The organism is Nitrospirillum bahiense, from assembly GCF_007828025.1.
Classification (GTDB): Bacteria; Pseudomonadota; Alphaproteobacteria; order Azospirillales; family Azospirillaceae; genus Nitrospirillum; species Nitrospirillum amazonense.
Window position 1 is genome coordinate 269331 of sequence record NZ_VITO01000009.1, and the last position, 23344, is coordinate 292674.

General features: G+C 67.1%; 20 protein-coding genes and 1 tRNA gene. 12 read left to right on the forward strand and 9 right to left on the reverse strand.

Going from position 1 to position 23344, the window contains the following annotated elements:
• Positions 1–2: 2 nt before the first annotated feature.
• Complete coding sequence (locus tag FBZ88_RS15450) at positions 3–779, reverse strand: tRNA1(Val) (adenine(37)-N6)-methyltransferase (protein WP_145618089.1); 777 nt, start codon at positions 777–779, stop codon at positions 3–5.
• Positions 780–808: 29 nt separating this feature from the next.
• Complete coding sequence (locus FBZ88_RS15455) at positions 809–1030, reverse strand: putative signal transducing protein (RefSeq protein ID WP_088872728.1); 222 nt, start codon at positions 1028–1030, stop codon at positions 809–811.
• Between the two features lie 194 nt (positions 1031–1224).
• On the opposite strand from FBZ88_RS15455, the gene FBZ88_RS15460 reads away from it, so the two are divergent.
• Both FBZ88_RS15460 and FBZ88_RS15465 read left to right on the forward strand, forming a co-directional pair.
• Positions 1225–2247, forward strand: coding sequence for a polyprenyl synthetase family protein (locus FBZ88_RS15460; protein WP_004272436.1), 1023 nt, complete (start codon positions 1225–1227; stop codon positions 2245–2247).
• A gap of 75 nt (positions 2248–2322) precedes the next feature.
• Positions 2323–2550, forward strand: coding sequence for a hypothetical protein (locus FBZ88_RS15465; RefSeq protein ID WP_145618091.1), 228 nt, complete (start codon positions 2323–2325; stop codon positions 2548–2550).
• A gap of 168 nt (positions 2551–2718) precedes the next feature.
• Here the strand turns inward: FBZ88_RS15465 and FBZ88_RS15470 are convergent.
• Positions 2719–2795: transfer RNA gene (locus FBZ88_RS15470), tRNA-Pro, on the reverse strand.
• Between the two features lie 280 nt (positions 2796–3075).
• On the opposite strand from FBZ88_RS15470, the gene FBZ88_RS15475 reads away from it, so the two are divergent.
• Positions 3076–3381, forward strand: coding sequence for a hypothetical protein (locus FBZ88_RS15475; RefSeq protein WP_145618092.1), 306 nt, complete (start codon positions 3076–3078; stop codon positions 3379–3381).
• Between the two features lie 119 nt (positions 3382–3500).
• Here the strand turns inward: FBZ88_RS15475 and FBZ88_RS15480 are convergent, their stop codons facing one another.
• Complete coding sequence (locus FBZ88_RS15480) at positions 3501–4622, reverse strand: pyridoxal phosphate-dependent aminotransferase (RefSeq protein ID WP_342780180.1); 1122 nt, start codon at positions 4620–4622, stop codon at positions 3501–3503.
• Positions 4623–4767: 145 nt separating this feature from the next.
• On the opposite strand from FBZ88_RS15480, the gene FBZ88_RS15485 reads away from it, so the two are divergent.
• Positions 4768–6408: a M48 family metalloprotease gene (locus tag FBZ88_RS15485; RefSeq protein WP_246138673.1), complete on the forward strand. Its 1641-nt coding sequence runs from the start codon at positions 4768–4770 to the stop codon at positions 6406–6408.
• 60 nt (positions 6409–6468) lie between these two features.
• Here FBZ88_RS15485 and FBZ88_RS15490 read toward each other — a convergent pair whose 3' ends face one another.
• On the reverse strand, positions 6469–7473 hold the full coding sequence (locus FBZ88_RS15490; protein ID WP_211102677.1) for a DUF3369 domain-containing protein: 1005 nt from the start codon (positions 7471–7473) through the stop codon (positions 6469–6471).
• A gap of 270 nt (positions 7474–7743) precedes the next feature.
• On the opposite strand from FBZ88_RS15490, the gene FBZ88_RS15495 reads away from it, so the two are divergent.
• The 6 genes from FBZ88_RS15495 to aat all read left to right on the forward strand — a co-directional run bounded on the left by FBZ88_RS15495 (position 7744) and on the right by aat (position 14610).
• Positions 7744–8541 carry a DsbA family protein gene (locus FBZ88_RS15495; RefSeq protein WP_145618095.1) on the forward strand — a complete coding sequence of 266 codons (798 nt, stop codon included), beginning with the start codon at positions 7744–7746 and terminating at the stop codon, positions 8539–8541.
• A 213-nt stretch (positions 8542–8754) separates the two neighbouring features.
• Positions 8755–9213 (forward strand): type II 3-dehydroquinate dehydratase, encoded by a 459-nt coding sequence (gene aroQ / locus FBZ88_RS15500; protein ID WP_145618097.1) that lies wholly within the window; start codon positions 8755–8757, stop codon positions 9211–9213.
• Between the two features lie 121 nt (positions 9214–9334).
• Entirely contained in the window at positions 9335–9787 is a 453-nt protein-coding gene (accB, locus tag FBZ88_RS15505; RefSeq protein WP_145618098.1) for an acetyl-CoA carboxylase biotin carboxyl carrier protein, read from the forward strand.
• A gap of 19 nt (positions 9788–9806) precedes the next feature.
• Positions 9807–11156: an acetyl-CoA carboxylase biotin carboxylase subunit gene (accC, locus tag FBZ88_RS15510; RefSeq protein ID WP_040848005.1), complete on the forward strand. Its 1350-nt coding sequence runs from the start codon at positions 9807–9809 to the stop codon at positions 11154–11156.
• Positions 11157–11296: 140 nt separating this feature from the next.
• Complete coding sequence (locus FBZ88_RS15515; protein ID WP_145618099.1) at positions 11297–13960, forward strand: DUF2339 domain-containing protein; 2664 nt, start codon at positions 11297–11299, stop codon at positions 13958–13960.
• Entirely contained in the window at positions 13960–14610 is a 651-nt protein-coding gene (gene aat, locus FBZ88_RS15520; RefSeq protein WP_145618176.1) for a leucyl/phenylalanyl-tRNA--protein transferase, read from the forward strand. Before FBZ88_RS15515 ends, aat begins: the two co-directional genes overlap by 1 nt.
• Here the strand turns inward: aat and FBZ88_RS30905 are convergent.
• The 4 genes from FBZ88_RS30905 to FBZ88_RS15540 all read right to left on the reverse strand — a co-directional run bounded on the left by FBZ88_RS30905 (position 14544) and on the right by FBZ88_RS15540 (position 17545).
• The gene (locus FBZ88_RS30905; RefSeq protein WP_246138674.1) at positions 14544–15209 is read right to left on the reverse strand and encodes a DUF2155 domain-containing protein; all 666 of its coding nucleotides are present in this window, start codon (positions 15207–15209) and stop codon (positions 14544–14546) included. The genes aat and FBZ88_RS30905 overlap by 67 nt on opposite strands.
• On the reverse strand, positions 15206–15787 hold the full coding sequence (mlaD, locus tag FBZ88_RS15530; protein ID WP_145618100.1) for an outer membrane lipid asymmetry maintenance protein MlaD: 582 nt from the start codon (positions 15785–15787) through the stop codon (positions 15206–15208). Before mlaD ends, FBZ88_RS30905 begins: the two co-directional genes overlap by 4 nt.
• A 195-nt stretch (positions 15788–15982) precedes the next feature.
• On the reverse strand, positions 15983–16372 hold the full coding sequence (locus FBZ88_RS15535; RefSeq protein ID WP_004272057.1) for an NADH:ubiquinone oxidoreductase subunit NDUFA12: 390 nt from the start codon (positions 16370–16372) through the stop codon (positions 15983–15985).
• A gap of 144 nt (positions 16373–16516) precedes the next feature.
• Entirely contained in the window at positions 16517–17545 is a 1029-nt protein-coding gene (locus tag FBZ88_RS15540) for a putative bifunctional lysylphosphatidylglycerol flippase/synthetase (RefSeq protein ID WP_145618101.1), read from the reverse strand.
• A gap of 616 nt (positions 17546–18161) precedes the next feature.
• Between FBZ88_RS15540 and FBZ88_RS15545 the strand changes: the two genes are divergently transcribed.
• Complete coding sequence (locus FBZ88_RS15545) at positions 18162–21923, forward strand: vitamin B12-dependent ribonucleotide reductase (RefSeq protein ID WP_145618102.1); 3762 nt, start codon at positions 18162–18164, stop codon at positions 21921–21923.
• 492 nt (positions 21924–22415) lie between these two features.
• Positions 22416–23321 carry a hypothetical protein gene (locus tag FBZ88_RS15550; RefSeq protein WP_145618104.1) on the forward strand — a complete coding sequence of 302 codons (906 nt, stop codon included), beginning with the start codon at positions 22416–22418 and terminating at the stop codon, positions 23319–23321.
• Positions 23322–23344: the final 23 nt, after the last annotated feature.

Below are 23344 nucleotides of genomic sequence, written 5' to 3' on the forward strand. Positions count from 1 at the left end.
CATCAGAAGTCCAGGGCCGTACCGTTCCGCAGCACGGCGTCGGCTGCCGGCGTGTAGCGTCCGCCCTCATCATGCAACACCAGGCCCGACAGCAGCCGGGCCGGGGTGCGGGCGCCCAGGCGGGCGCGGACAATGACGCGCTTGGCCTCCGTCCCGGCGCGGGGCCACAGGGGATAGAGCACCACGGCACCAAAACGGCCGGCCAGGCGGGCCAGGATCTCATCCACCCGGTCGGCGCGATGGATCATGGTCAATGTGCCGCGCGGCGCCAGCAGGCGGGCCGCCGCCGCGACCCAGGTCGCGAGATCGGCCGTGCCCTCGCCATGCGATACCGCCTTGCCCGCCCGGGGGGAACGGGTATGGCGGCCGCCGGGATAAAAGGGCGGGTTGGTCATGACATGGTCGAAGCGGCCGGCCACAAGGTCGGGATCCGATCCCGGCGGCAAGTGAGCCGGCGCCTGGGCGGCGTCGCCCAAAGTGATGCGCACCCGGTCGGTGACGCCGTTGAGTTCGGCATTGCGCCGGGCGAGGTCCGCCGCCTCAGGCTGCAGCTCCAGTCCCGCGACGCGCGCACCGGGCAGCCGGGCGGCGAGACAGAAGGACGCCGCCCCGGCGCCGCAGCCCAGGTCCAACACCCGCTCGCCCCCCTCGGCCGGCGTGGCGGCGGCCAGCAGCACAGGGTCGATGGCGGCCCTATATCCTTGCACCGGCTGCAACAGACGCACCCGCCCATTCAGCAAGCGGTCCTCGGTGATACCGCCGTCCGAGGAACCTTGCATTGGGGGTTCCGGGGCAGCGGACGCGGGAATCACGGCGCGGCCTCCAGCTGCGCCCGTGCTACGGCCAGCGCGGCGGTGGCGGCCGTGACGGCGCCATCGGCCACCATCAGGCGGCGCGGAATGGCGCTGATGCTGCCTTCCACCGCGGCGGTGTAGTCGTCCAGCAGCACGGCCTCGATGCCGGCGTCAGCCAGCACGGCCCGCGCCCAGGATATCTCCACCGCATTGTTGCTGGTCAGGATGGGTTGCATGAAGGCCTCATAAGAAGTGCGCCGGTTGGCGACGCATCGGGTGCTGATTGACGCACGCGGCATAGATGGGGGGCGGCGATGTGGTCTGCCAGCTTGACCACAGGGGTTGCGCCGGTATGCTCGCTGTCCTATCCAGGGCCGTCAACAGGTCTGCGTTCCGCCACCGTTGGCCCCTACTGGCAGGAGTTCGTTTCGTGGCCGTCGTCACCCCCCTCGATCCCAAGCGCCGGAAGGCTGGCACCGATGCCCTGGAGGCGCTGGTGGAGTTGGTGGCGACCGACCTGGCGGCGGTCAACGACCTCATCATCCGCCGCATGCATTCCGACGTGGAGATGATCCCCCAGCTGGCGGGCTATATCGTGGCCAGCGGCGGCAAGCGCCTGCGCCCGGTGTTGACCCTGGCCGCCGCCCGACTGTGCGGCTATCAGGGCGAACGCCACCAGCCGCTGGCGGCCTGCGTCGAGTTCATCCACACCGCCACCCTGTTACACGACGACGTGGTCGACGAAAGCGACCTGCGCCGCGGCCAGCCCTCGGCCAACGCCGTCTTCGGCAACAAGGCCAGCGTGCTGGTGGGCGATTTCCTGTTTTCCCGCGCCTTCCAGGTGATGACCGAGGACGGGTCGCTGGACGTGCTGCGCATCCTGTCCAGCGCCTCCGCCGTCATTTCCGAGGGCGAGGTGCTGCAGCTGATCACCGCCAACGACACCACCACCAGCGAGGAGGCCTATCTGGAGGTCATCCGCGCCAAGACGGCGGAGCTGTTCGCCGCCGCCTGCCGCATCGGTGCCGTGGTGGCCGGCCGCCCCGCGGCGGAGGAGGAGGCGCTGCGCAGCTACGGCCTGAATCTGGGCATCGCGTTCCAGGTGGTGGACGACGTGCTGGACTATTCCGCCGTGCAGGCCCGCTTAGGGAAATCCATCGGCGACGACTTCCGTGAGGGTAAGATCACCCTGCCCGTCGTCCTGGCCTTCCGCCGGGGCGATGACGAGGAACGCGCCTTCTGGCGCCGCACGCTGGAGGACATCGACCAGCGGGACGGCGACCTGGAGCATGCCCTGGCCCTCATGCAGCGCCACAACACCCTGCGCGACAGCGTGGAACGCGCCCGCCATTACGGCGCCATGGCCCGCGACGCCCTGGGCCTGTTCCCCGCCAGCCCCATCAAGCGCGCCCTGCTGGACGTGATCGACTTCGTCGTCGACCGGGATTTCTGATCCCTTTCACTATATTCTCATTAGAAGGGCGCGCCTCCCGACGAGTCGCGCCCTTTCCATTTACGGGGTCGGTTAATGAATATGGATGATCCACCGATTTATGGTGCCGTCTACTCTCCCCCTTCAGAAGGGCTACCCTTCGTAGCGGCGATCTTCAAGGGACATGCACTCATGGCGTTCAAGCAAGCATCTTCGGCAGCAGACGCCGAGGCCATGCTTGCCCACGCCATTCCGAACGTGATCAGGCTGGAAGCAGAGGGTGATGCCGAAGGTCTCCCCGGGCAAAAAGCACCCACTCCCTGACGGAGCGTGCGTCCCTGTCCCACCTTCGCGGAAGCCCGCCACCATACTGGCGCCGGACGTCCCCGTTTCCGGCAGCGCGACGGCGCCTGACTACGGCGCCCTGTGGCAATGCTGAAAAAGCGAAACGGCCGGCTTCGGAAGAAGCCGGCCGCTTATGCGTCCCTGAGATGGTCGGAGAGAGAGGATTCGAACCTCCGGCCCCTGCCTCCCGAAAGCAGTGCTCTACCAGGCTGAGCTACTCTCCGTCTCGGGGTGGGCGGGTATATATCGACATCCGCCGGCCGCCGCAAGCCTTCTCTTTCATCCAATCGCACATCGCCGCCGCATGGGTGTCCCGCAGGGGGTACGGGGGCGACCTGTTGCCCATCGGCCACAGGGTCCCAGGAGTCTGCGCCTGCCCCGGGAAGTTCCGGTTCTCGCCATGGTTCCGCCACGGTTGGCCGCGAGTTTCAATTCCACGCCCATCAGTCGTTCGGCCTAGCAACAGACGCCGCTCAGGGCCGATCGTTTTATGGAGGTGGTATTATGACGACCGTTCGCAGCCTGCTCACCGGCCTGTTCCTGGGCCTGCCCTTCCTGGTCGCCCCCGCCATCCTGGTCGCCGCACCGCGCCCCGACGTCGCCGCCGTGGCGCAGGGGACGCCCGCGCCGGCCGCGACGCTGGCGGCCACCCCCTCCGGCAAGCTGAAGGTCATCCCCGCCAACCTGCCCACCCGCATGGACGGCGGCAAGGCGGGCGGGCTCGCCGTACCCTGCAAGGCCACGACCACCACCATCATCAAGGCCCATGCCGGACGTAGCGTCCCGCATCAGCTGATCGCCCTGAACTGATCAGCGACTATTGGGATAGGTACCGGCACCCCAACGACCGGCCCGCCCACCCGAACATCCCTCATGAAGGTTGAAGTGCCGAAGGGCCGGTCAGCGCCTCTGCTGACCGGCCCTTTGTGTTATGCCTGCCAGGCCCTGAGGCGGCGGGCCGCCTCCACCATCTCGGCCTCGGCGCCGGCGAAGCTGATGCGCACGGTGTGATGGCCGCGCAAGGGGTCGAAATCCACGCCGGGGGTCAGGGCCACCCCCGTCTCGTTCAGCAGACGGGCGCAGAAGGCCTGGGAGGCATCCGTTCGGTCGGAAATGTCGGCATAGATGAAAAAGGCGCCGTCCGCCGGGGCCAGCTTGCCGAATCCGGCGGTGGGCAGCAGGTCCAGCAGGATGTCGCGGTTGCGGCGATAGCGCGCGACATGGCCCTCCAACTCCTCCACACAGTCGAAGGCCGCCGCCGCCGCATGCTGCGACAGGGTGGGCGGGGAGATGTAAAGGTTCTGGGCCAGGCATTCCACCGACCGCACCAGCCGCTCCGGCACCACCGCCCAGCCCAGACGCCAGCCGGTCATGGAGAAGTATTTGGAAAAGCTATTGACGGTGATGGCGCCCTCGCCCCCATCGACCGCCAGCGCCGTGGCCGCCGGCACCGTGCCGTATTCGATGCCGTGATAGATCTCATCGGAAATGAGCCAGACGCCATGGCGGCGGCACCAGTCGCCCAGGGCGGCCATGGCGGCCGGATCCAGCATGGTGCCGGTGGGGTTGGACGGACTGGCCACGATCAAGCCCCGGAGGGGGGCATCCCCTTGCGCCAGCAGACCGTCCAGCAAGGCGGGTGTGGGCTGGAAGCGCGTCTCGGGCCCGGTGGGCAGCTCGACCGGCACCAGGCCGGCCGTCTTCAGGATGTTGCGGTAGGCGGGATATCCCGGGGCCGCCAGGGCCACGCGATCGCCCGGGTCGAAGGCCGCCAGGAAGGCCAGGAGGAAGGCGCCGGACGATCCCGTGGTCACCACCACCCGTTGCGGCGAAATCACCACCCCATGGCGATCTTGGTACCAACGTGCTATGCCCTCTCTCAAGGCTGGCAGGCCCAGGGCATCGGTGTAGGCTAGGCGATCGGCGGCCAGGGCGTGGGCGGCCGCGGCGATCACCCCCTTCGGTGCCGGGGTGGACGGCTGGCCTATTTCCAGATGCAGGACGTCGCCGCCGGCGGCCTGCCGTGCGTTGGCGGCGCGCAGCACCTCCATCACCATGAAGGGAGAGATGGTGCTGGCGCGTATAGCGACAGCCGGGCGCCTTGCCGCGCGTGGAAATTCATCCTTGGAGTATGTAGGGATCATACCTTACCGCTCGCCTGTTCGGGTATCGACGGCACCGCCGATGGAATTGACAATGTTCTTGCGACCGCGCCGCCTTGCCCGCCTGATCCTGGTCAGCCTGCTGTCCTCGGCCCTGGCCGTGGAGCCGGTGCTGGCCCAGGATCGCGGCATCAACCTGGTGCGTGACGCGGAAATCGAGCACACGCTGCGCGTCTTCGCCACCCCCATCTTCCGCGCGGCCGGTATCGTTCCCGACGCGGTCACCCTGGTCCTGGTCAATGATGACGAGCTGAACGCCTTCGTGGCGGGCGGCCAGAACATGTTCGTCAACACCGGCCTGATCATGGCGGCCGACACGCCGGAGCAGCTGATCGGCGTCATGGCCCACGAAACCGGTCACATGGCCGGCGGCCACCAGGTGCGCTCACGCGACGCCATCGAGAACGCCGTCATCCTGTCCACCCTGGCCACGCTGCTGAGCGTGGCGGCGGCCATTGGCGGCACGCGTCGGGGCGACGGTGGTGGCGCCGCCATGGGCGGCATCGCCGGCGCCCAGGAACTGGGCGCCCGGTCCTTCTTCGCCTTCAGCCGCGCACAGGAGGCATCGGCGGACGAGGCCGGCCTGTCCTACATGGAGGCCAACGGCTATTCGTCAAAGGGCATGCTGGAGTTCATGGAGAAGCTGCGCCGCCAGGACGCCGGCCTGCCGCAGACCAAGCAGGTGGAGTTCCTGATGACCCACCCGCTGACCAAGAACCGCGTCGAATACATCGAGAACTTCGTCGACCACATCTCGAAATTCACCAACGCCAAGATGCCCTCGGCCTATTACGACATGCACCAGCGCATGCGGGCTAAGCTGTACGGCTTCATCCATCCCGACCTGGCCCTGCGCAAGTATCCGGAGAGCGATACCAGCGTCCCGGCGCGCTACGCCCGGTCCATCGCCTATTACCAGGTGGGCGACATCAACAAGGGCCTGAAGATCGTCGACGGCCTGATCGAACAGGAACCGAAGAATCCCTACTTCTATGAGCTGAAGGGCCAGATCCTGTTCGAGAACGGCCGCGCCAAGGAAGCGGTCGACCCCTACCGCAACGCCGTCAAGTATGCCCCCGACAGCGCCCAGCTGCGCATGGCCCTGGGCCACGCCCTGCTGGAGGCCGGCGACGACAAGCTGGTGCGCGAGGCCATCGATGTCCTGCGCTCCTCCGCCCGGGACGAGCCGCTGGTGGAGCTGACGTGGCTGTTGCTGGCCAGCGCCTACGCCCGCGCCGACATGGCGCCGCAGCTGGCCTATGCCCGCGCGGAAGAGGCCCTGGCCCGGGGCGACATCCGCGCCGCCCGCTATCACGCCGACCGGGCTGAGCAGATGCTGCCGGCCGGGTCGCCCGACTGGGTGCGGGCCCAGGATATCCGTGTGCTGGTGGAAAGCCGCCTGCCGCACAACATGCGTCCGCAACTGGCGCCCAGCAGCGGCCTGGCCTCGCCCGACACGCCCATCATCTCCACCGGGCGCATGCCGGAAGACGCCCTGTCCACCGGCGGGATCTCCGCCATCGGGCCCGGCTTCCCCAGCGTCGCCGACCTGCCCAACGCCACCACCATCGGCAGCGGTCCCACGGGCCTGGGCACGTTGGGGACGGGCGGCCCGATGGGAGGCACGCCTTTGGGCGGCGCGGGCCGTGGCGGTCCACAACCCGGCGGGCGCTGATCCTTCGGCTGCTTTCTTATTGAGGCACCGCAGCGGGTTAGCCGCCCTTAGCCCGGCCCGTCAGGCCGGGTCGCGCGCCTGTTCCAGGGCCCAGGCGGTGACCAGCGCGTCGGCGATGCGCATCATCATCAGCAGGGCCAGCCGGCGCGCGATCTCATCCAGAGGGCGCGCCAGGTGCAGATGCAGCATGGCGACCGCCCCGGCATGGGCACCGCCGCCGCTAGAGGCCTGGGGTGTCAGCGGCCAGGCCAGCGTCATGGCGTCGTCGGTGAACTCGTGCCGCAGGTCGCCGGGGCTGCGCAGGGCGGTGGCCAGGGCGCCGGTGTCGGCCACGGTGGCCAGGGGATGGCCGGCCGCGTCCTGATAGCGCCCGCGCCCCGCCAGAATGCGTGCCGACAGCCGGTCGGCACCATAGATGACGCAGAACAGGCCGTCCGCCGGCTGCTCCAGCACCTCGGCCATCTGGTCAAGCGCGGCACCCGCCGCCGAGGACGGACCGGACAGGGCCATCTGGCACAGGCCCAGGCCCGCCACACGCTCCATGCCCAGGCAGGAGCGTTCCAGCGTGCGGATGTGGTGATAGGCCCGCAGCGCCGTGATGGTGGCGGTGACCAGCTTGCGCGCGGTCAGTTCCGTCTTGGCCTTGTAGTCGTTCACGTCATAGCCGGCGATCACTGCATCTTCCGGCGCCTGGCCCGGCTGGCCCGTGCGCAGGATGATGCGCACCGCCCGGTTGCCCAGCTCGTCACGGATGCGGGGCACCAGCTTCAGGCCCGCGTCATCGCTTTCCATCACCACGTCCAGCAGGATCATGGCGATGTCGTGCTCCCCCTTCATGACCTCCAGCGCCTCGGCGGCGGAATAGGCGGAGATGAAGGCCAGGCCGCGGCCCTGGAACGCGAACTTGCGCATGACCAGGCGGGTCATGGCATGGACCTCGGGATCGTCGTCGACGATCAGCACCTGCCAGGGTGGCATGCCCGGAACCAGTTCCGAGACCTCGTCGGCCTCGTCCTCTTCCTCGTCCTGGAACAGGAAATCGTCGTCATCATCCGCCATGGTCATGGCCAACCCCACCGTCGTGCCCGGGCGCGGAAGCGCATCCCCGCCGGCGCGGTCCCTCATGACCCGGGCCCGTCCATGACCGCACAGCACCGCGGCCCTGGCAAGCGCGACGATAGGTAGCCTACAAACGTAGGCGGCCGCCCGTTCGCGCACGACGCCGCACCCGGGTCCCGCCAAGGCTTGCGGCATTGCGCCCCGCCGCCGGCTGGTCCATGCTGCCGGCCTTCACCGTTCCCCGAAGGTTCGGGCCGCAAACCGGAGTTCGTCTCGATGTCGCGTACCATCGCCGCCACCCTCTACGCCACCGTGGCGCTCGCCGGCCTGGCGGTCGTCAGCCCCGTCTTCGCCGCTGACAAACCGATGGGCGACAAACCGATGAGCGACAAGCCGGTGGCCGACAAGGGCCCCTACGACAAGGCGCAGGTGGAACAGATCGTCCACGACTACCTTCTGGCCCATCCCGAGGTGATCGCCGAGGCGGTGCAGGCCCTGCAGGACAAGAGCGAGGCGGAAGAGGCCAAGGCCGCCGCCGACGCGCTGGTGAAGCACAAGGATGAGCTGTTCGCCTCCAAGACCTCTCCCGCAGGCGGCAACCTGAAGGGCGACGTGACGATGGTGGAGTTCTTCGACTACCAGTGCGGCTACTGCAAGCACACCCAGCCGGAGATGGACGCCGCCATCAAGAAGGACGGCAAGGTCCGCATCGTCTACAAGGAATTCCCCATCCTGGGCCCGGCGTCGCTCATCGCCGCCAAGGCCGCCCTGGCCGCCAACATGCAGGGCAAGTACGACACCGTGCACGCGGCGCTGATGGCCGCCACGGGCAAGCTGGACAAGGACCGCATCCTGTCCATCGCCAAGGACGCCGGCGCCGACACCGACCGCCTGGCCAAGGACATGGAGTCCCCCGCGGTGCAGAAGGAGATCGACGCCAACCTGGCGCTGGCCGATGCGCTGAACATCCACGGCACGCCGGGCTTCGTCATCGGCAACACCCTGGTGCCGGGCGCCATCGGCGCCGACGCCTTCAAGGACCTGTTCGCCAAGGCCCGCAGCGCCAAGAGCTGATCCCCGATCGGTCGCGCCAGCAGGCGTCAGGCCGGTTTTCTGGGCGACAGGCGGACAGCGGGGCGCATGGGCGGGCCCCGCCCCATGTGTGCGTGGATTCTTGCCCCCGCTGCTGCCCGTGTTATAAAGCGGCCTTCGACGAACGCCGCGCGGGGGACGCATACCCCCGCACGTTCGGTTTTTGAGACGTACGTACGCAAAGGCGATACATCCTTGGCCATCGCGCCCTCCGTCCTGATCCTGAACGGTCCGAACCTCAACATGCTGGGGATTCGCGAGCCGCACATCTATGGCGCGGAGACGCTGGAGGATATCGAGAACGCCTGCCAGGAGACGGCCGCGCGCCTGGGCCTGGAGGTCGATTTCCGCCAGTCCAACCATGAGGGAGAACTGGTCACCTGGATTCAGGATTCCCGTGGCGAACATGACGCCATCATCCTGAACGCCGGCGCGTACACACATACATCCATCGCCATCCACGACGCGCTGAGCGCCGTGGGCCTGCCGGTGGTCGAGGTGCATTTGAGCAACATCTTCCGGCGCGAGCCGTTCCGGCACCATTCCTATGTGTCGCCGGTCGCGAAGGGCGTCATCTGCGGCTTCGGCTCGCAGGGTTACCTGCTGGCGCTGCAGGCGGCGGCCCGCCTGATCGACAGCCCACCACCCGCGTGACCCGTGACAGGGCAACCGTAACGCCGGCACCGGCGCAGCACCTACGGGCAACCGGCCTACCCCAACAAATCGATCGACCCATCGGCGGCTTAACCGCAGCCCAGTACCCAGGATCATGACAATGGCGACCTTCGAACTCGACAGCGAATTCGTCCGCAAGTTGGCCGAGCTTCTCGGCGAGACCGGTCTCACCGAAATCGAATACGCGGAAGGCGAAAAGCGCATCCGCCTGTCCCGCGCGGCACCGGCCGCCGCCGTGGCCCCGGTCGCCGTGGCCGCCCCTGTGGCCGCCGCGGCGCCGGCTGCCGCCCCGGTGGCCGCCGTGCCCCCGGCCCAGCACCCGGGTGCGGTGAAGTCCCCCATGGTCGGCACCGCCTACCTGGCACCGGAGCCGGGCGCCGGCACCTTCGTGAAGGTCGGTGACGCGGTGAAGGTGGGCCAGACCCTGCTGATCATCGAGGCCATGAAGGTCATGAACCCGATCAAGGCGACCAAGGCCGGCACCGTGACCCAGATCCAGGTTGGCGACGCCCAGCCGGTCGAATACGGCGAAGTCCTGCTGATCATCGAGTGAGGGTTTGACCATGGGCGGCCTGTTCGAAAAGGTCCTGATCGCCAATCGCGGCGAGATCGCGCTTCGCATCCACCGCGCCTGCCGCGAGATGGGCATTAAAACCGTGGCGGTGCACTCCACCGCCGACGCCGACGCCATGCACGTCCGCCTGGCGGACGAGAGCGTGTGCATCGGCCCGCCCTCGGCCAAGGAAAGCTACCTGAACATTCCGGCCATCCTGTCGGCGGCGGCCATCACCGGGGCGGACGCCATCCACCCGGGCATTGGCTTCATGTCCGAGAACGCGCAGTTCGCGCAGATGGTGGAGGAGCACGGCTTCGCCTGGATCGGCCCGTCGCCGGAACACATCCGCATCATGGGCGACAAGGTCACGGCCAAGCGCACCGTGCTGGAGCTGGGCCTGCCGGTCGTCCCCGGCTCCGACGGCCCGGTGGAGACGGTGGAAGCCGCCCTGGTGAACGCCGCCCGTATCGGCTACCCCGTCCTGATCAAGGCGGCGGCCGGCGGCGGCGGCAAGGGCATGAAGGTGGCCTGGGCCGAGTCCGAGCTGCGGGAGGCCTATCAGCTGGCCCGGGGCGAGGCGCGCGCCGCCTTCGGCAACGACCAGGTCTACATGGAAAAGTACCTGGCCAAGCCGCGCCACATCGAAATCCAGCTGCTGGGCGACCACCACGGCACCGTGGTGCATTTCGGCGAGCGTGACTGCTCCATCCAGCGCCGCCACCAGAAGGTGGTGGAAGAGGCGCCGTCGCCGGCGCTGAACGCGGAAGAGCGCGCCTTCATCGGCAACTTGGCGGCCAAGACGGCGGCGGCCTTCGGTTACCGCGGCGTCGGCACGATGGAGTTCCTGTACGAGAACGGGCAGTTCTACTTCATCGAGATGAACACCCGCCTGCAGATCGAACACACCATCAGCGAGATGGTCACCGGCGTCGACCTGGTGCGCGAGCAGATCCGTGTGGCCACCGGCGCGCCGCTGGGTTATGGCCAGGACGACATCAAGTTCAACGGCCATTCCATCGAATGCCGCGTGAACGCCGAGAACCCGGTGACCTTCGCCCCCAGCCCGGGCAGGATCGACGGCTACCACGCCCCGGGCGGCCTGGGCGTGCGCGTCGACAGCGCCCTTTACGATGGCTATCGCGTGCCGCCGCACTACGACAGCATGATCGCCAAGCTGATCGTCCACGGGAACAGCCGTAACGAGTGCCTGATGCGCCTGCGCCGCGCCATCGAGGAATTCGTCATCGGCGGCATCGACACCACCCTGCCCCTGCATCAGCGCATCATCGCCCAGCCGGACTTCATCAACGGCGACTATGACATCCGCTGGCTGGAGGAATGGATGAAGAACCAGCCCGCCGGCTGATTTCCATCCTTCGGCATCGCTTGAGCGCGGGCCCGGGAGCGACCGTGACGGTCGGTCCCGGGCCCGTCGCTTTTCCGGGCCTGCACGGACCGGGGAAATGCACTACCCTTCCTGTCACTGAGCGCAACCCTGGGACCGGCATGGCCTTTCTTGTCTTCATCGTCCTGATGGTGGCCCTGTGGGCCCTGATCCGCAGTGAAAGGTCGGAACGCCGTCTGGCGGAGCTGAACGCCCGGCTGGAAGCGTTGACCCACCGGTTGAGCCAGCTGGACGGGGGTGCCCAGCCCGCCCAGCCCGCGGTGGCGCCGCCGCCCGCCCCCGCCCTCCCAGCCTCCGTCCCACCGCCTGGCCCAGTCGCCCCACCGCCGCCGGCGCCCATTCCCAAAGCCGTTTCCCAGCCTGCTTCCCGGCCCGCCGCCCCGTCGCTGGAACAGGCGCTGGGCACGCGCTGGCTGGTGTGGCTGGGTGCGCTGGCCGTGGCGCTGGCCGGCGTATTCCTGGCCAAATATGCCGTGGACCAGGGCCTGCTGGGGCCCGCCGTGCGCCTGACCCTGGGCGGCCTGTTCGGCGCGGTCCTTGTCACCGCCGGCGACGTGATGCGCGGCCGCGCCGGGGACACGACCACGACCAAGGCGCCCCTGTCCGCCGCCTCCATCCCCGCGGCCCTGACGGCGGCGGGCTTGGCCATCGCCTTCGCCTGCATCTACGCCGCGCACGCCCTGCACGGGCTGATCGGCGCCGGCGCCACCTTCGCCGGCCTGGGCGCCCTGTCGGCCGTGGCCTTCCTGCTGGCCCTACGCCATGGCGGGGGGGATGGGCTGTCGCCGGGCGCCTTCATCGCCCTGCTGGGCCTGGGCGGCGGCCTGGCCGTGCCCGCCCTGGTGCCCAGCGATCACCCCTCCGCCTGGGCCCTGTTCGGCTATCTGGCCCTGCTGAACACCGCCACCCTGGCCGTAAGCTGGCGCCTGCCGGCTACCTGGCTGGGCCTGCCCGTGCTGGCCGGGGCGGCGTTATGGGTGGTCACCGCCGCCGCGCATAACGCGGAAGCCGCCCCGATCGTCCTGTTCCTGGTAGCCTTGTCCTCCGCCGGGCTGGGCTTCGGCCTGCTGGACCTGCGGCGGGAGCAGCCGGTCGTCACCGATGCCTGGATCGTCGCCGCCCTAGGCGGCCTGCCCATGGTGCTGGATTGGCTGCTGCTGGTGGCTACGGACTATGACGCCGCCGGCGTGGCCGGGCTGGCGGCCCTGGCCCTGCTGGCCGTCACCACCGCGCGGGCGCCGTCCCATAGGCCGGAGGTGACGGAGGGGTTGGCGCCCATCGCCGCCCTGCTGGTCACACTGGCGCTGGCCCAGGGCTATACCGTGCGCACCGCCGGCCTGTCCTATCCCGCCCAGCTGGGCGTGGCCGCCGCCTTCGGCCTGGGCTTCGCGGCGGCGGGACTGCGGGCCCTGACCGGCACGCACCGCCTGCCGCGGGCCTGGGCTTGGGGTGCCGCCCTGCCCCTGGTGGGGTTGGCCTGGGCTGGCTGGACCTTCGATCATACTGGCGCCCTGCCTGATCTCGCCTGGGCGGGCGCGGCCGTGGCACTGGCCGGCGGCATGGCCTGGGCCGCCGCCTGGGCGGGGCGGGCGGATCGCCCGCAGCCTGTGCCGGGCGCCTTCGTCCTGGCTGCCTTGGCCCTGGCCGGGCTGGCGCTGGCCGCCCTGCTGCGCACCTCCTGGCTGACGGCGGCGGTGTCGCTGCTGGTACCGGTGGCGGCACTGATCGAAAACCGCACGACGGCCTCCCCACTGGCCAATGCCTTGCGGCGCGGGTCGGTGGCCGTGGCGGTCGTGGTGGTGGCGCGCCTCACCTTGAACCCCTGGCTGCTGGACTATCCGCTGAACGGCACCTCCCCCCTCAACTGGCTGCTGTGGGGCTATGGCGTGCCGGCGGTGGCCTGTACGGCCGGCACCTGGCTGCTGCGGCAGCGGCGGGACGACCGGCCGGCACAGGGGCTGGCGGCGGCGGCCCTGGTGCTGGGCCTGCTGTTCGCCTGCCTGGAAATCCAGGTCATGCAGACCGGTAGCCTGGCCAGCGATCCCTTCGCCCTGTTGCCCACCAGCCTCCGCAGCGTGCTGTTCCTGGCGGTGGCCCTGGTCCTGACCGGGCGGGCCGGCAGCACCGCCGGACTCTTCGCCCACCCCGTGGCCCACCCCGTGGCCCATTGGGGCGCCCGCATCCTGGTACGGGTGGCGGCGGCCCAGGTGGTGCTGGTGCAGCTGGGCGTGCTGAACCCCCTGTGGGCGGTGGAGCCGGTGGGACCCTGGCCGGTGTTCAACCTGCTGCTGCTGGTCTACGCCCTGCCCGCCCTGCTGTTTGGTCTGGTGGCTTGGCGGCGGGAAGCCGGACTGGCTCGCCGCGTCCTGGTCATCCTGGTGCTGGTCCTGGCCTTCACCTGGGTGTCGCTGGAGGTGCGCCAGGCCTTCCACGGCAGTACCCTGACCCTGTGGGCCCATGGCGGCGAGCGCACGGACGCGGAGTGGTACAGCTATTCCGCCGCCTGGCTGGCCTTCGCCCTGGTCCTGCTGGCGCTGGGCGTGCGCACGCGCCGGGCGGACCTGCGCTATGCCTCGCTGGCCGTGCTGCTGGTCACAGTGCTGAAGGTCTTCCTGTCTGACATGGCGGACCTGACCGGCCTCTTGCGCATCCTGTCCTTCCTGGGGTTGGGCCTGTGCCTCATGGGCATCGGCTACGTCTACCAGCGGGTGGTGTTCGCGCCGGCACGGGTGCCGGCCAATCCAACGCCAGGTGAGACCCCGTGATGCGCCTGACACCGGAACTGTTGCTGCGCGCCTACGCCATGGGTGTCTTTCCCATGGCGGAGTCTGCCGATGACGACGAAATCTTCTGGTTCGACCCACCGGAGCGGGGGATCCTGCCCCTGGACGGCTTCCACGCGCCGCGCCGCCTGCTGCGCACCGTGCGCCAGGGGCGCTTCCAGGTCAGCATCGACACCGACTTCGAAGGGGTGATGCGGGCCTGCGGCGAATCCACCACCGACCGGCCGGACACCTGGATCAACGCCCAGATCCTGGAGGCCTACGTCGCCCTGCACCGCCAGGGCCATGCCCATTCCGTGGAATGCCGGCGCGAAGGCCGTCTGGTGGGCGGCCTCTACGGCGTGTCGATCGGCGGGGCTTTCTTCGGGGAGAGCATGTTCTCGCGCGAGACGGACGCCAGCAAGGTGGCCCTGGTCCACCTGGTGGCCCGCCTGCGCGCCGGCGGCTACAGCCTGCTGGACACGCAGTTCGTCACCACCCATCTGTCGCAGTTCGGTGCGGTGGAAATCCCCCGCGCGGAGTATCAGGCGCGGCTGGCCAGGGCCCTGCCCCGGCCGGCCCGGTTTCACTGCGGTTTAGACGAGGGCGCCTTGGTCGCCGGGTTCTTGCAGTCCACCACCCAGACGTCATAGACGGGGTCTTCCATCGCCGACAGGGCCGGGCTGGAGGCGAACATCCAGCCGGTGAAGACCTTGGCCGCCGGATCGTCAGGCTTGGCTTCCACGATATCCAGGAAGGCGGCCGATTCCGGTTCCTCGATGGGCGTGGTCTTGCGGCAGGCCCGGGCGGCCACCGTCAGCTGCCCGAAGCGGCCGGTCTGGCCCACCGCGATCTCCACGGTGGAGACGCGGCCCGTCACCTTGTCCAGGCCGCCCAGCACGGCGATCTTCATATCCTCGAAGGTGCGCGCCACGGCTGGCTGCGGCGGCAGGGGCGGCAACGGCGTCACGGGCGAGGCAGCACCCTCGGCCGGGGCGGCGGCGCCCTCCGCCGGGGCCTGCTGCGGCGGCTGGCCGGCGGCACCGGGCCCGGTCACCGGCTGGCTAGTGGGCGGCTGCTCCTCCGGGGCCTGGTCGCCGGACTTTTTCTGATCCGGAATCACCGCCGGCGGGGCCGGCGGCGTGCCTGGAATGGTGGGGGCGTTACCCGTGGGCGTGTTTTGGGCCGACGCTCCGGCCGCCAGGGCCATCGTCAGGGCCGAGACCGCCAGCAGCAGACGCCGCTGCCTCATTTGCCGCCGCCGTTCAGCAGACCCTTGGACGGGTCGGCCTTGGGTTGCTGGCCAGCGGGCTGTTGGCCGGCGGGCTGCTGCCCTTGGGGGGCGGGCTGGCCCTGCTGGCTGGCGTCGCCACCCTTGTTGGCGTTATTGCCACCGGCACTGAAGATGAAGCGGCCGAGCAGATCCTCCAGGTTCACCGCCGACTGGGTGTACTGGATGCGGCCGCCGGGCTTCAGCATCTCTTCCTCGCCACCGGGCTGCAGGTTCAGGAACTTGCCGCCCAGCAGGCTTTCCGACGCGATACCGGCGCTGGTGTCCTCGGGCAGCTTCACCTGGCTGTCGATCTGCATCTCGATGACGGCCTGGTAGGTCTTGGGATCCAGGTAGGCCTTGGTGACCGATCCCACCTTCACGCCGCTGATGCGCACGTCGCTGCCGGCCGTCAAGCCGCCGGTGCTGGCGAAGCGGGCCTGCAGGGCATAGCCCGAAACGGCCCGCACGTTCGCCGTGGTGTAGGCGAAATAGAGGAAGAACGCCGCCACCACCAGGACGACGGCCCCCAGCACGGTCTCGATCACATTGCTGCGCATTCGCTTCCTCTGGAAAATCCTAGAAATAGGACAGGTCCGGAAAGACGCAAGGCCCCGGGAGGGGCCTTGGCCGACGCCTGTCGGGGGGACACCGGTGCCACTGCCCGGTCCCCAGCCCTGTCGTCCAACCTGTCACGACGTCGGGGCGGCGTCACCGTCGGCGATGCGCCGCGCATCGTGCAGGTTGGCGCTCCCTTACGCGGGGGTCCAGGGCTCGTAATCGCCGGTGGCGGCGGCGCGGTGGCCACCTTCATAGGTATGGCCGGGCGGACGGTACGCGTCCACAGTGCCGGTCTGGTTGGCCTCGTGCGGCTTCACCCACGGCTTGTGGTAGGCGCTGTTCTCCGGCAGGGGCTGTTCCATGGAGTAATGCAGCCAGCCGTGCCATTCCGCCGGGACGGCCGACGCCTCGGGCTCACCCGCGAACAGCACCCAGCGGCGCACCTTCATGCCCGGACGCGCCTTCTTTTCCCGGAAGTAACGGTTGCCGAACCGGTCGGTGCCCACCAGCTCACCCCGCCGGGAAATCAGCAGGCGGATCGACAGTTGGGACAGCCAGGTCAGGATGGAGATGCGTTGGGTCATGGGCCAAAACCAGAAAAGTGTGAACAGGGCCAAGCGCCTGGCAGCGGGCCCCCCGAAACGGACCGGCCGGACTATGGCAGTTTCGGCCCCCCGCGTCCATACGCTGAGGGGCCGCAGCCAGCGGGTAGCTCCCCCGCGTGACGTCTATTGGGACCGGCCGGCCTTGCGCGCCCGCCAGCGGCGCCAGGCGGCGACAGGGCCGTGGTCGGCGCGGATTTCCCAGGTCAGCAGCAGGATGCCGGCCAGGACCAGGGGCAGGACATAATACAGGAATCGATAGGCCAGCAGGGCGCCGATGGCGCCGCCGGCGGGGCCGTGGTCGCGCAGGCCCAACAGCAGGATGGTCTCGAACACGCCCAGGCCGCCCGGCACGTGGCTGACGATGGCGATGGCTAGGCCGGCGCAGAACAGAGCGGTGAATTCCATGAAGCCCACGCCCGTCTCCGGCGGCAGCAGGGTCCACAGGGCCGCCGCCGACAGCAGGATCTCCAGCGAGGCGATGACGATCTGCGACAGCATCACGCCCGAGGATGGCAGGGCGAAGGACCAGCGCCACAGGCGCACGGGCTTGTGCGTCACCGCCGCCGCCACCGTCATGGCGCCCAGGCCCACCAGCACCAGGCCGGCGACACCCTGCAGCAGCCAGGCGGGCACGTTCAGCAGGCCCGCCCCCACCTCCGGCCCGATGGCCACGCCCAGCGCCCCGGTGAAGGTGATTCCCAGGGTGAAGGTGGTGGTGGAGAAGACAACGATCTTGGCGATGTCCGCCGCCGACAGGCCGGCCACCGAATAGACGCGATAGCGCACCGACCCGCCGCTGATGACGGCGAAGCCGACATTGTTGGAAATGGCGTAGCCGGCGAAGCTGCCGAAGCCCACCGTGCGGTAGGGCAGCTTGATACCGAGATATTTAAGGGCGGATACGTCGTAGAGCGTCATCACCAGGTAGGCGCCGGCCACCAGGCCCGCCGCCTGCGCCACGCTGGCCCAGGGCAGCAGCCGGACATAGGCCCAGACCTCCGCCGGGCGGAAGTCGCGCGCGACATGGCGGATGGCCAACACCACCAGGCCCACCAGCACCAGGGCCGTGACCAGGGTGGTCAGGCGCTTCATCCAGTTGGGCTTGGCCCCATCGCCAGTCACCTGGCCGCCGCCCGCCGCCTTGTCTTCCACCGCGCTTCCTTCCGGTTTTCCCCCCGCCGGGGCGCGCGCCGCCGGATCGATGACCACCGGGTGATGATAAGTCGGTCGGTTGGGGCGCTGGTCTGGGCTGCGCTCAGGGGGCATTCGGGACGGGGATTCTCAAGAACAAGGGGCCAAGACGCCGCACCACCTGCGGTGCCGGAGGGGCACCCTGCCATCTTCCAGGGGGGTTGGAAACCCAAAAGCGCGGTGGCGCCCCGGGTGTTCCCGCCCCGCCGGGCGCACCACCCGGGAAGCGGGCGGCCGGACGCATTCTTCAGCTTGCGAACCAGGGTGAGCCAAAACCATGAAAGGCTCGGTTTCGTTGAAGAATCGCCCCCTGTACGAAGAGTCAACCACAACCGGTATGCACCTCCCCTTTAGAGACCACAAAATGTCGTTGATGGTCGAAACATGGTGGCATACGCTTCCCCGACATACAGCATCTAGGGGTGCTGTCGCGGCGTAGAGCACCGGGGACCAGCCCAGGTTTTGGGGTGGTTTTGCCTGTTTCCAGGACCCCAGGTCCGGACAACGATCTCCGGAATCGGCGCCCCCGCGACACCCACCCCACCATCGCAGCATTTCATTCGGGGGTCGGGGCACCATGCGCATCGAAAGACGGTTCACGGTCGACGGTCGGGACGCTTACGAGGGGATCGCCTTCCGCACGGCGACCAGCGAGATCCGCAACCCCGACGGCTCGGTGGTTTTCCAGGCCAAGGACATCCAGGTGCCGGCGGACTGGAGCCAGGTGGCCTGTGACATCCTGGCCCAGAAGTATTTCCGCCGCGCCGGTGTGCCCGCCCGCCTGAAGAAGGTGGAGGAGAACGACGTCCCGTCCTTCCTGTGGCGACAGGTGGCCGACGAGGACGCGCTGGCCGATGTGCCCGCCAAGGAGCGTGTGGGTGGCGAGACCTCCGCCCGCCAGGTCTTCGACCGCCTGGCCGGCACCTGGGCCTATTGGGGCTGGAAGGGCGGCTATTTCGACAGCGAGGCCGACGCCAGCGCCTATTTCGATGAGATGCGCCACATGCTGGCCCGCCAGATGGCGGCGCCCAACAGCCCGCAGTGGTTCAACACCGGCCTGCACTGGGCCTATGGCATCGACGGCCCCGCCCAGGGCCATCACTATGTCGACTTCAAGACTGGGGAGCTGGTGGCCAGCAAGTCGGCCTATGAGCACCCGCAGCCCCACGCCTGCTTCATCCAGTCCGTCGCAGACGACCTGGTGAACGAGGGCGGCATCATGGACCTGTGGGTGCGTGAGGCCCGCCTGTTCAAGTACGGCTCCGGCACCGGTTCCAACTTCTCCCGCCTGCGCGGCGACGGCGAGCGGCTGGCCGGCGGCGGCAAGTCCTCCGGCCTGATGAGCTTCCTGAAGATCGGCGACCGCGCCGCCGGGGCCATCAAGTCGGGCGGCACCACCCGCCGCGCCGCCAAGATGGTGACGGTGGACCTGGACCACCCGGACATCGAGGCCTACATCGACTGGAAGGTGGTGGAGGAGCAGAAGGTCTGCGCCCTGGTGGCGGGATCCAAGCTGGCCAACAAGCATCTGAACGCCATCATGGCGGCGGCGACGGAAGGCATGGGCCCCGACGCCGATCGCCTGGACCCGACGAAGAACAAGGCGCTGAAGCGGGCCATCATCGACGCCCGCAAGGTCATGATCCCGGAAAACTACATCCAGCGGGTCATCCAGTTCGCCGGCCAGGGCTATACGGAGATGGAGTTCCAGACCTATGACACGGACTGGGATTCCAGCGCCTACCTGACCGTTTCCGGCCAGAACTCCAACAACTCCGTCCGCGTGCCCGACGCCTTCATCCGCGCGGTGAAGGAGGATGCCGACTGGAACCTGATCCGCCGCACCGACGGCAAGGTGGCCAAGACGCTGAAGGCCCGCGACCTGTGGGACAAGATCGGCCACGCCGCCTGGCAATCGGCCGACCCGGGCGTGCAGTACGACACCACCATCAACGACTGGCACACCTGCCCCGAGTCCGGCCGCATCAACGCTTCCAACCCCTGCTCGGAATACATGTTCCTGGACGACACGGCCTGCAACCTGGCGTCCCTGAACCTGATGGAGTTCCGCCGGGCCGACGGCTCGTTCGACACCGATGCCTTCCGCCACGCCTGCCGGCTGTGGACGGTGGCGCTGGAAATCTCGGTCCTCATGGCGCAGTTCCCCTCCAAGGAGATCGCGCGCCTGTCGTATGAGTACCGCACCCTGGGCCTGGGCTTCGCCAACGTCGGCGGCCTGCTGATGGCCGAGGGCATTCCCTATGACAGCGCCGAGGGCCGGGCCATCTGCGGCGCCATCAGCGCCATCATGACCGGTGTGGCCTACGCCACCTCCGCCGAGATGGCGGGTGAGCTGGGCACCTTCCCCGGCTATGCCCCCAACGCCACGGCCATGCTGCGCGTCATCCGCAACCATCGCCGCGCCGCCTATGGCGCCGGGGAAGGGTACGAGGGCCTGTCGGTCACCCCGGTGCCGCTGGATGCCGAGGATTGCCCCGACCAGCGGCTGATCGTGGCCGCCCGCCGCGCCTGGGATGAGGCGCTGGAGCTGGGCCAGAAGCACGGCTACCGCAACGCCCAGGCCACCGTGGTCGCCCCCACCGGCACCATCGGCCTGGTCATGGACTGCGACACCACCGGCATCGAGCCGGACTTCGCCCTGGTGAAGTTCAAGAAGCTGGCCGGCGGCGGCTATTTCAAGATCATCAACCGCGTGGTGCCGGAAGCGCTGGCCCGCCTCGGCTACTCCGCCACGGACGTGGCCCGCATCGAGCGCTATGCCGTGGGCCACGGCACGCTGAAGGGCGCGCCGGGCGTGAACCATGAGACGCTGGCGGCCAAGGGCTTCGGCGCGGAACAGCTGGAGAAGCTGGAAGCGGGCCTGGCCAACGCCTTCGACATCAAGTTCGCCTTCAACAAGTGGACGCTGAGCGCCGACTTCCTGACCGGGGCCTTGGGTGTGCCGGCGCACAAGCTGGAGGAATTCGGCTTCGACCTCTTGTCCCACCTGGGCTTCAGCAAAGCCGAGATTGAGGCCGCCAACGTCTATTGCTGCGGCGCCATGACCCTGGAGGGCGCGCCGGGCCTGAAGGCCGAGCATCTGCCGGTGTTCGACTGCGCCAGCCCGTGCGGGAAGATCGGCACGCGCTATCTGTCGGCGGAAAGCCATATCCGCATGATGGCGGCGTCACAGCCCTTCATCTCCGGCGCCATCTCCAAGACCATCAACATGCCCAACCACGCCACGGTGGAGGCGTGCAAGGACGCCTACATGCTGTCGTGGAGCCTGGGCCTGAAGGCCAATGCGCTCTACCGCGACGGCAGCAAGCTGTCCCAGCCGCTGAACGCCCAGGTGCTGGAGGAGGATGACGAGGACGAAGCCATCGCCGAGACCACGCTGGAAAAGGTGCTGGAGGCCCCGGCCGCCGTCCGCGTCGAGGTGGTGACCGAGCGCATCGTGGAAAAGGTGATCGAGAAGGTGGTGCGCGCCCAGCGCGAGCGCCTGCCCCACCGCCGCAAGGGCTACACCCAGAAGGCCACCGTGGGCGGCCACAAGGTCTACCTGCGCACCGGCGAGTACGAGGACGGCAAGCTGGGCGAGATCTTCATCGACATGCACAAGGAGGGTGCCGCCTTCCGCTCGCTGATGAACAATTTCGCCATCGCCATCAGCCTGGGCCTGCAGTACGGCGTGCCGCTGGAGGAGTACGTGGAGGCCTTCACCTTCACCCGCTTCGAGCCGGCCGGCATGGTGCAGGGCAACGATGCCATCAAGATGGCGACGTCCATCCTGGACTATGTGTTCCGCGAGCTGGCCATCAGCTACCTGTCGCGCACGGATCTCGCCCACGCCACGCCGGACGACATCCTGCCCGACACCATGGGCGGCGGCGTGAAGCAGAGCGACCTGCCGCCGCATGCGGCCGAAGTGGCGGAGGAGACGCTGAACGCGGTCGCCCGCATCACCTCCACCGGCTATGTCCGCAACAACCTGCCCAACCTGCGGGTACTGCCCGGCGGCCAAGCCGGCCGCGCCGTCGCCGCCTTCCAGACGGCCACCGCGACCGCCACCGCCAGCGTTGAGACCCACGTGGCCACCGGCACCCATGGCGCCGCCCAGGCCTTCTCGGCCCTGAGCCGTGCGGAAAAGGTGGTGACCGGCACCAGCTACGGCGGCGCCGTCTCCGGCGGCGGCGACGCCCGCTGGGAACGCGTCAAGGAAGCCCGCGCCAAAGGCTACGAAGGCGACCCCTGCCCCGAATGCCAGAACATGACCCTGGTGCGCAACGGGACGTGCCTCAAGTGCGACACCTGCGGCAGCACCACGGGGTGCAGCTGAAAGCGTATCCTGCGACCTAGAGAGTGATCGGCTCAGGTGGTGCCACCTGAGCCGATCACACGACAAACCAGAGGCTTAGAATCTTTCTGACGATTCAATTTGATCCGGAAAGATCCTGATATTATTTATTACTTATCAATACCTCGACCCTTAACTGAGCAGAGATTAATTATATAACAAATACTACATACCTCAAATAACTATCCGCGAACTTTCGGGGAATATCTTGTTTAATGCCTTAGCACACGCTGGAACACCATTCTCCGCGGCATGTATAGCATTAGCGATTATCGTTGTTCTTTTATTCAAGAGAATAAAGGAAATTGGCCCGAGGTATGCTGTTGCCTTAGTTGGAAGCAGTATTATATCAATTGTGTTGATGTTCTGGGCGATCACAATTTCAGACAAATTAGCCTTGCACGTTACATCAACCGGGAACAACTCCCCAGCTACAGGGGCAAATTCTGGCGGAATACATTATAGTGAGTGCAAATGAATATACGGTCCACGCTAAATACCATATTAGTATTGATTGCGTTAATTCCTGGAATCTGCCTCGGTCATGACGCAGAGGAAGTTCACTCGACCGGGAATCAAAGCCCTGCCGTAGGAAGTAATACCGGCGGAATTCATTATCATTACAATATTTACTCAGGTAAATGTTCTTCGTCAGCAGTTTCTCTTGAGAAAGCAATCAAAGATCTTAATAGATCGGATTGCATGGAGAAAAATCCTACAACTCAAAATATTCATCAAATGAATGCGCTCGATAAAGCTAAACTAGCCATCCTCTACGATGAAAACAGATCGGTTGCTACCATCTCAGAAGCGTCTTTAGCGTGTTGGGATGGCGATAGAAAAACTTACATTGACATAAAATTCTCCAATGTAGGAAATAGAACCGTAACAGTTCTAAAATATGGAGATATTAAGAGTAAAGGAAAAAGCATATCAATTATGCCATACCCTCTGCCCAACCCAACATACAAAAAGGCATTTACCATAGACGCCGGGAAAGAAACATCAAGACCATTTATATCCTTAGATGACGTTAAGAAGAAACTTTCCCTGCCCAAGGACGAAATTATCTACGCCACCTCCATCGACACTGATTTTCCTCAAGTCCCTCAGCAAATTAGAGACTGTAGCAAACCTTTCGGCAAACGAGACATTCAGGATGACGGGGAAATCAATATCACGAATAATGATATATCACAATATATTCTGACAAAAGAAGGGGAGCTGATATCAGTAGACACACATCCATCATTCCAGGAAATGACTATGTATTCTATAATATCCGCCCTTGATTATCAGGATATATTTGGTCGAAAATTTAAAACAATCGGCCAATTCCATATTTTCACCGTTAAGGTACGCGCACGCGTTTCAGATTAACGCACGAGCTCTTCTAACCTGCC

Bases quoted from the DNA above. Each gene is read 5' to 3' on its own strand.
- FBZ88_RS15475 (WP_145618092.1), top strand. From the start codon at position 3,076: ATGACGACCGTTCGCAGCCTGCTCACCGGCCTGTTCCTGGGCCTGCCC.
- FBZ88_RS30905 (WP_246138674.1), bottom strand. From the start codon at position 15,209: ATGAGGCAGCGGCGTCTGCTGCTGGCGGTCTCGGCCCTGACGATGGCC.
- mlaD (WP_145618100.1), bottom strand. From the start codon at position 15,787: ATGCGCAGCAATGTGATCGAGACCGTGCTGGGGGCCGTCGTCCTGGTG.
- FBZ88_RS15515 (WP_145618099.1), top strand. From the start codon at position 11,297: ATGGCCTTTCTTGTCTTCATCGTCCTGATGGTGGCCCTGTGGGCCCTG.
- FBZ88_RS15545 (WP_145618102.1), top strand. From the start codon at position 18,162: ATGCGCATCGAAAGACGGTTCACGGTCGACGGTCGGGACGCTTACGAG.
- FBZ88_RS15550 (WP_145618104.1), top strand. From the start codon at position 22,416: ATGAATATACGGTCCACGCTAAATACCATATTAGTATTGATTGCGTTA.
- FBZ88_RS15465 (WP_145618091.1), top strand. From the start codon at position 2,323: ATGAATATGGATGATCCACCGATTTATGGTGCCGTCTACTCTCCCCCT.
- FBZ88_RS15490 (WP_211102677.1), bottom strand. From the start codon at position 7,473: ATGACCATGGCGGATGATGACGACGATTTCCTGTTCCAGGACGAGGAA.
- FBZ88_RS15455 (WP_088872728.1), bottom strand. From the start codon at position 1,030: ATGCAACCCATCCTGACCAGCAACAATGCGGTGGAGATATCCTGGGCG.
- FBZ88_RS15535 (WP_004272057.1), bottom strand. From the start codon at position 16,372: ATGACCCAACGCATCTCCATCCTGACCTGGCTGTCCCAACTGTCGATC.
- FBZ88_RS15485 (WP_246138673.1), top strand. From the start codon at position 4,768: ATGTTCTTGCGACCGCGCCGCCTTGCCCGCCTGATCCTGGTCAGCCTG.
- FBZ88_RS15495 (WP_145618095.1), top strand. From the start codon at position 7,744: ATGTCGCGTACCATCGCCGCCACCCTCTACGCCACCGTGGCGCTCGCC.
- FBZ88_RS15480 (WP_342780180.1), bottom strand. From the start codon at position 4,622: ATGGAGGTGCTGCGCGCCGCCAACGCACGGCAGGCCGCCGGCGGCGAC.
- aat (WP_145618176.1), top strand. From the start codon at position 13,960: ATGCGCCTGACACCGGAACTGTTGCTGCGCGCCTACGCCATGGGTGTC.
- FBZ88_RS15450 (WP_145618089.1), bottom strand. From the start codon at position 779: ATGCAAGGTTCCTCGGACGGCGGTATCACCGAGGACCGCTTGCTGAAT.
- accB (WP_145618098.1), top strand. From the start codon at position 9,335: ATGGCGACCTTCGAACTCGACAGCGAATTCGTCCGCAAGTTGGCCGAG.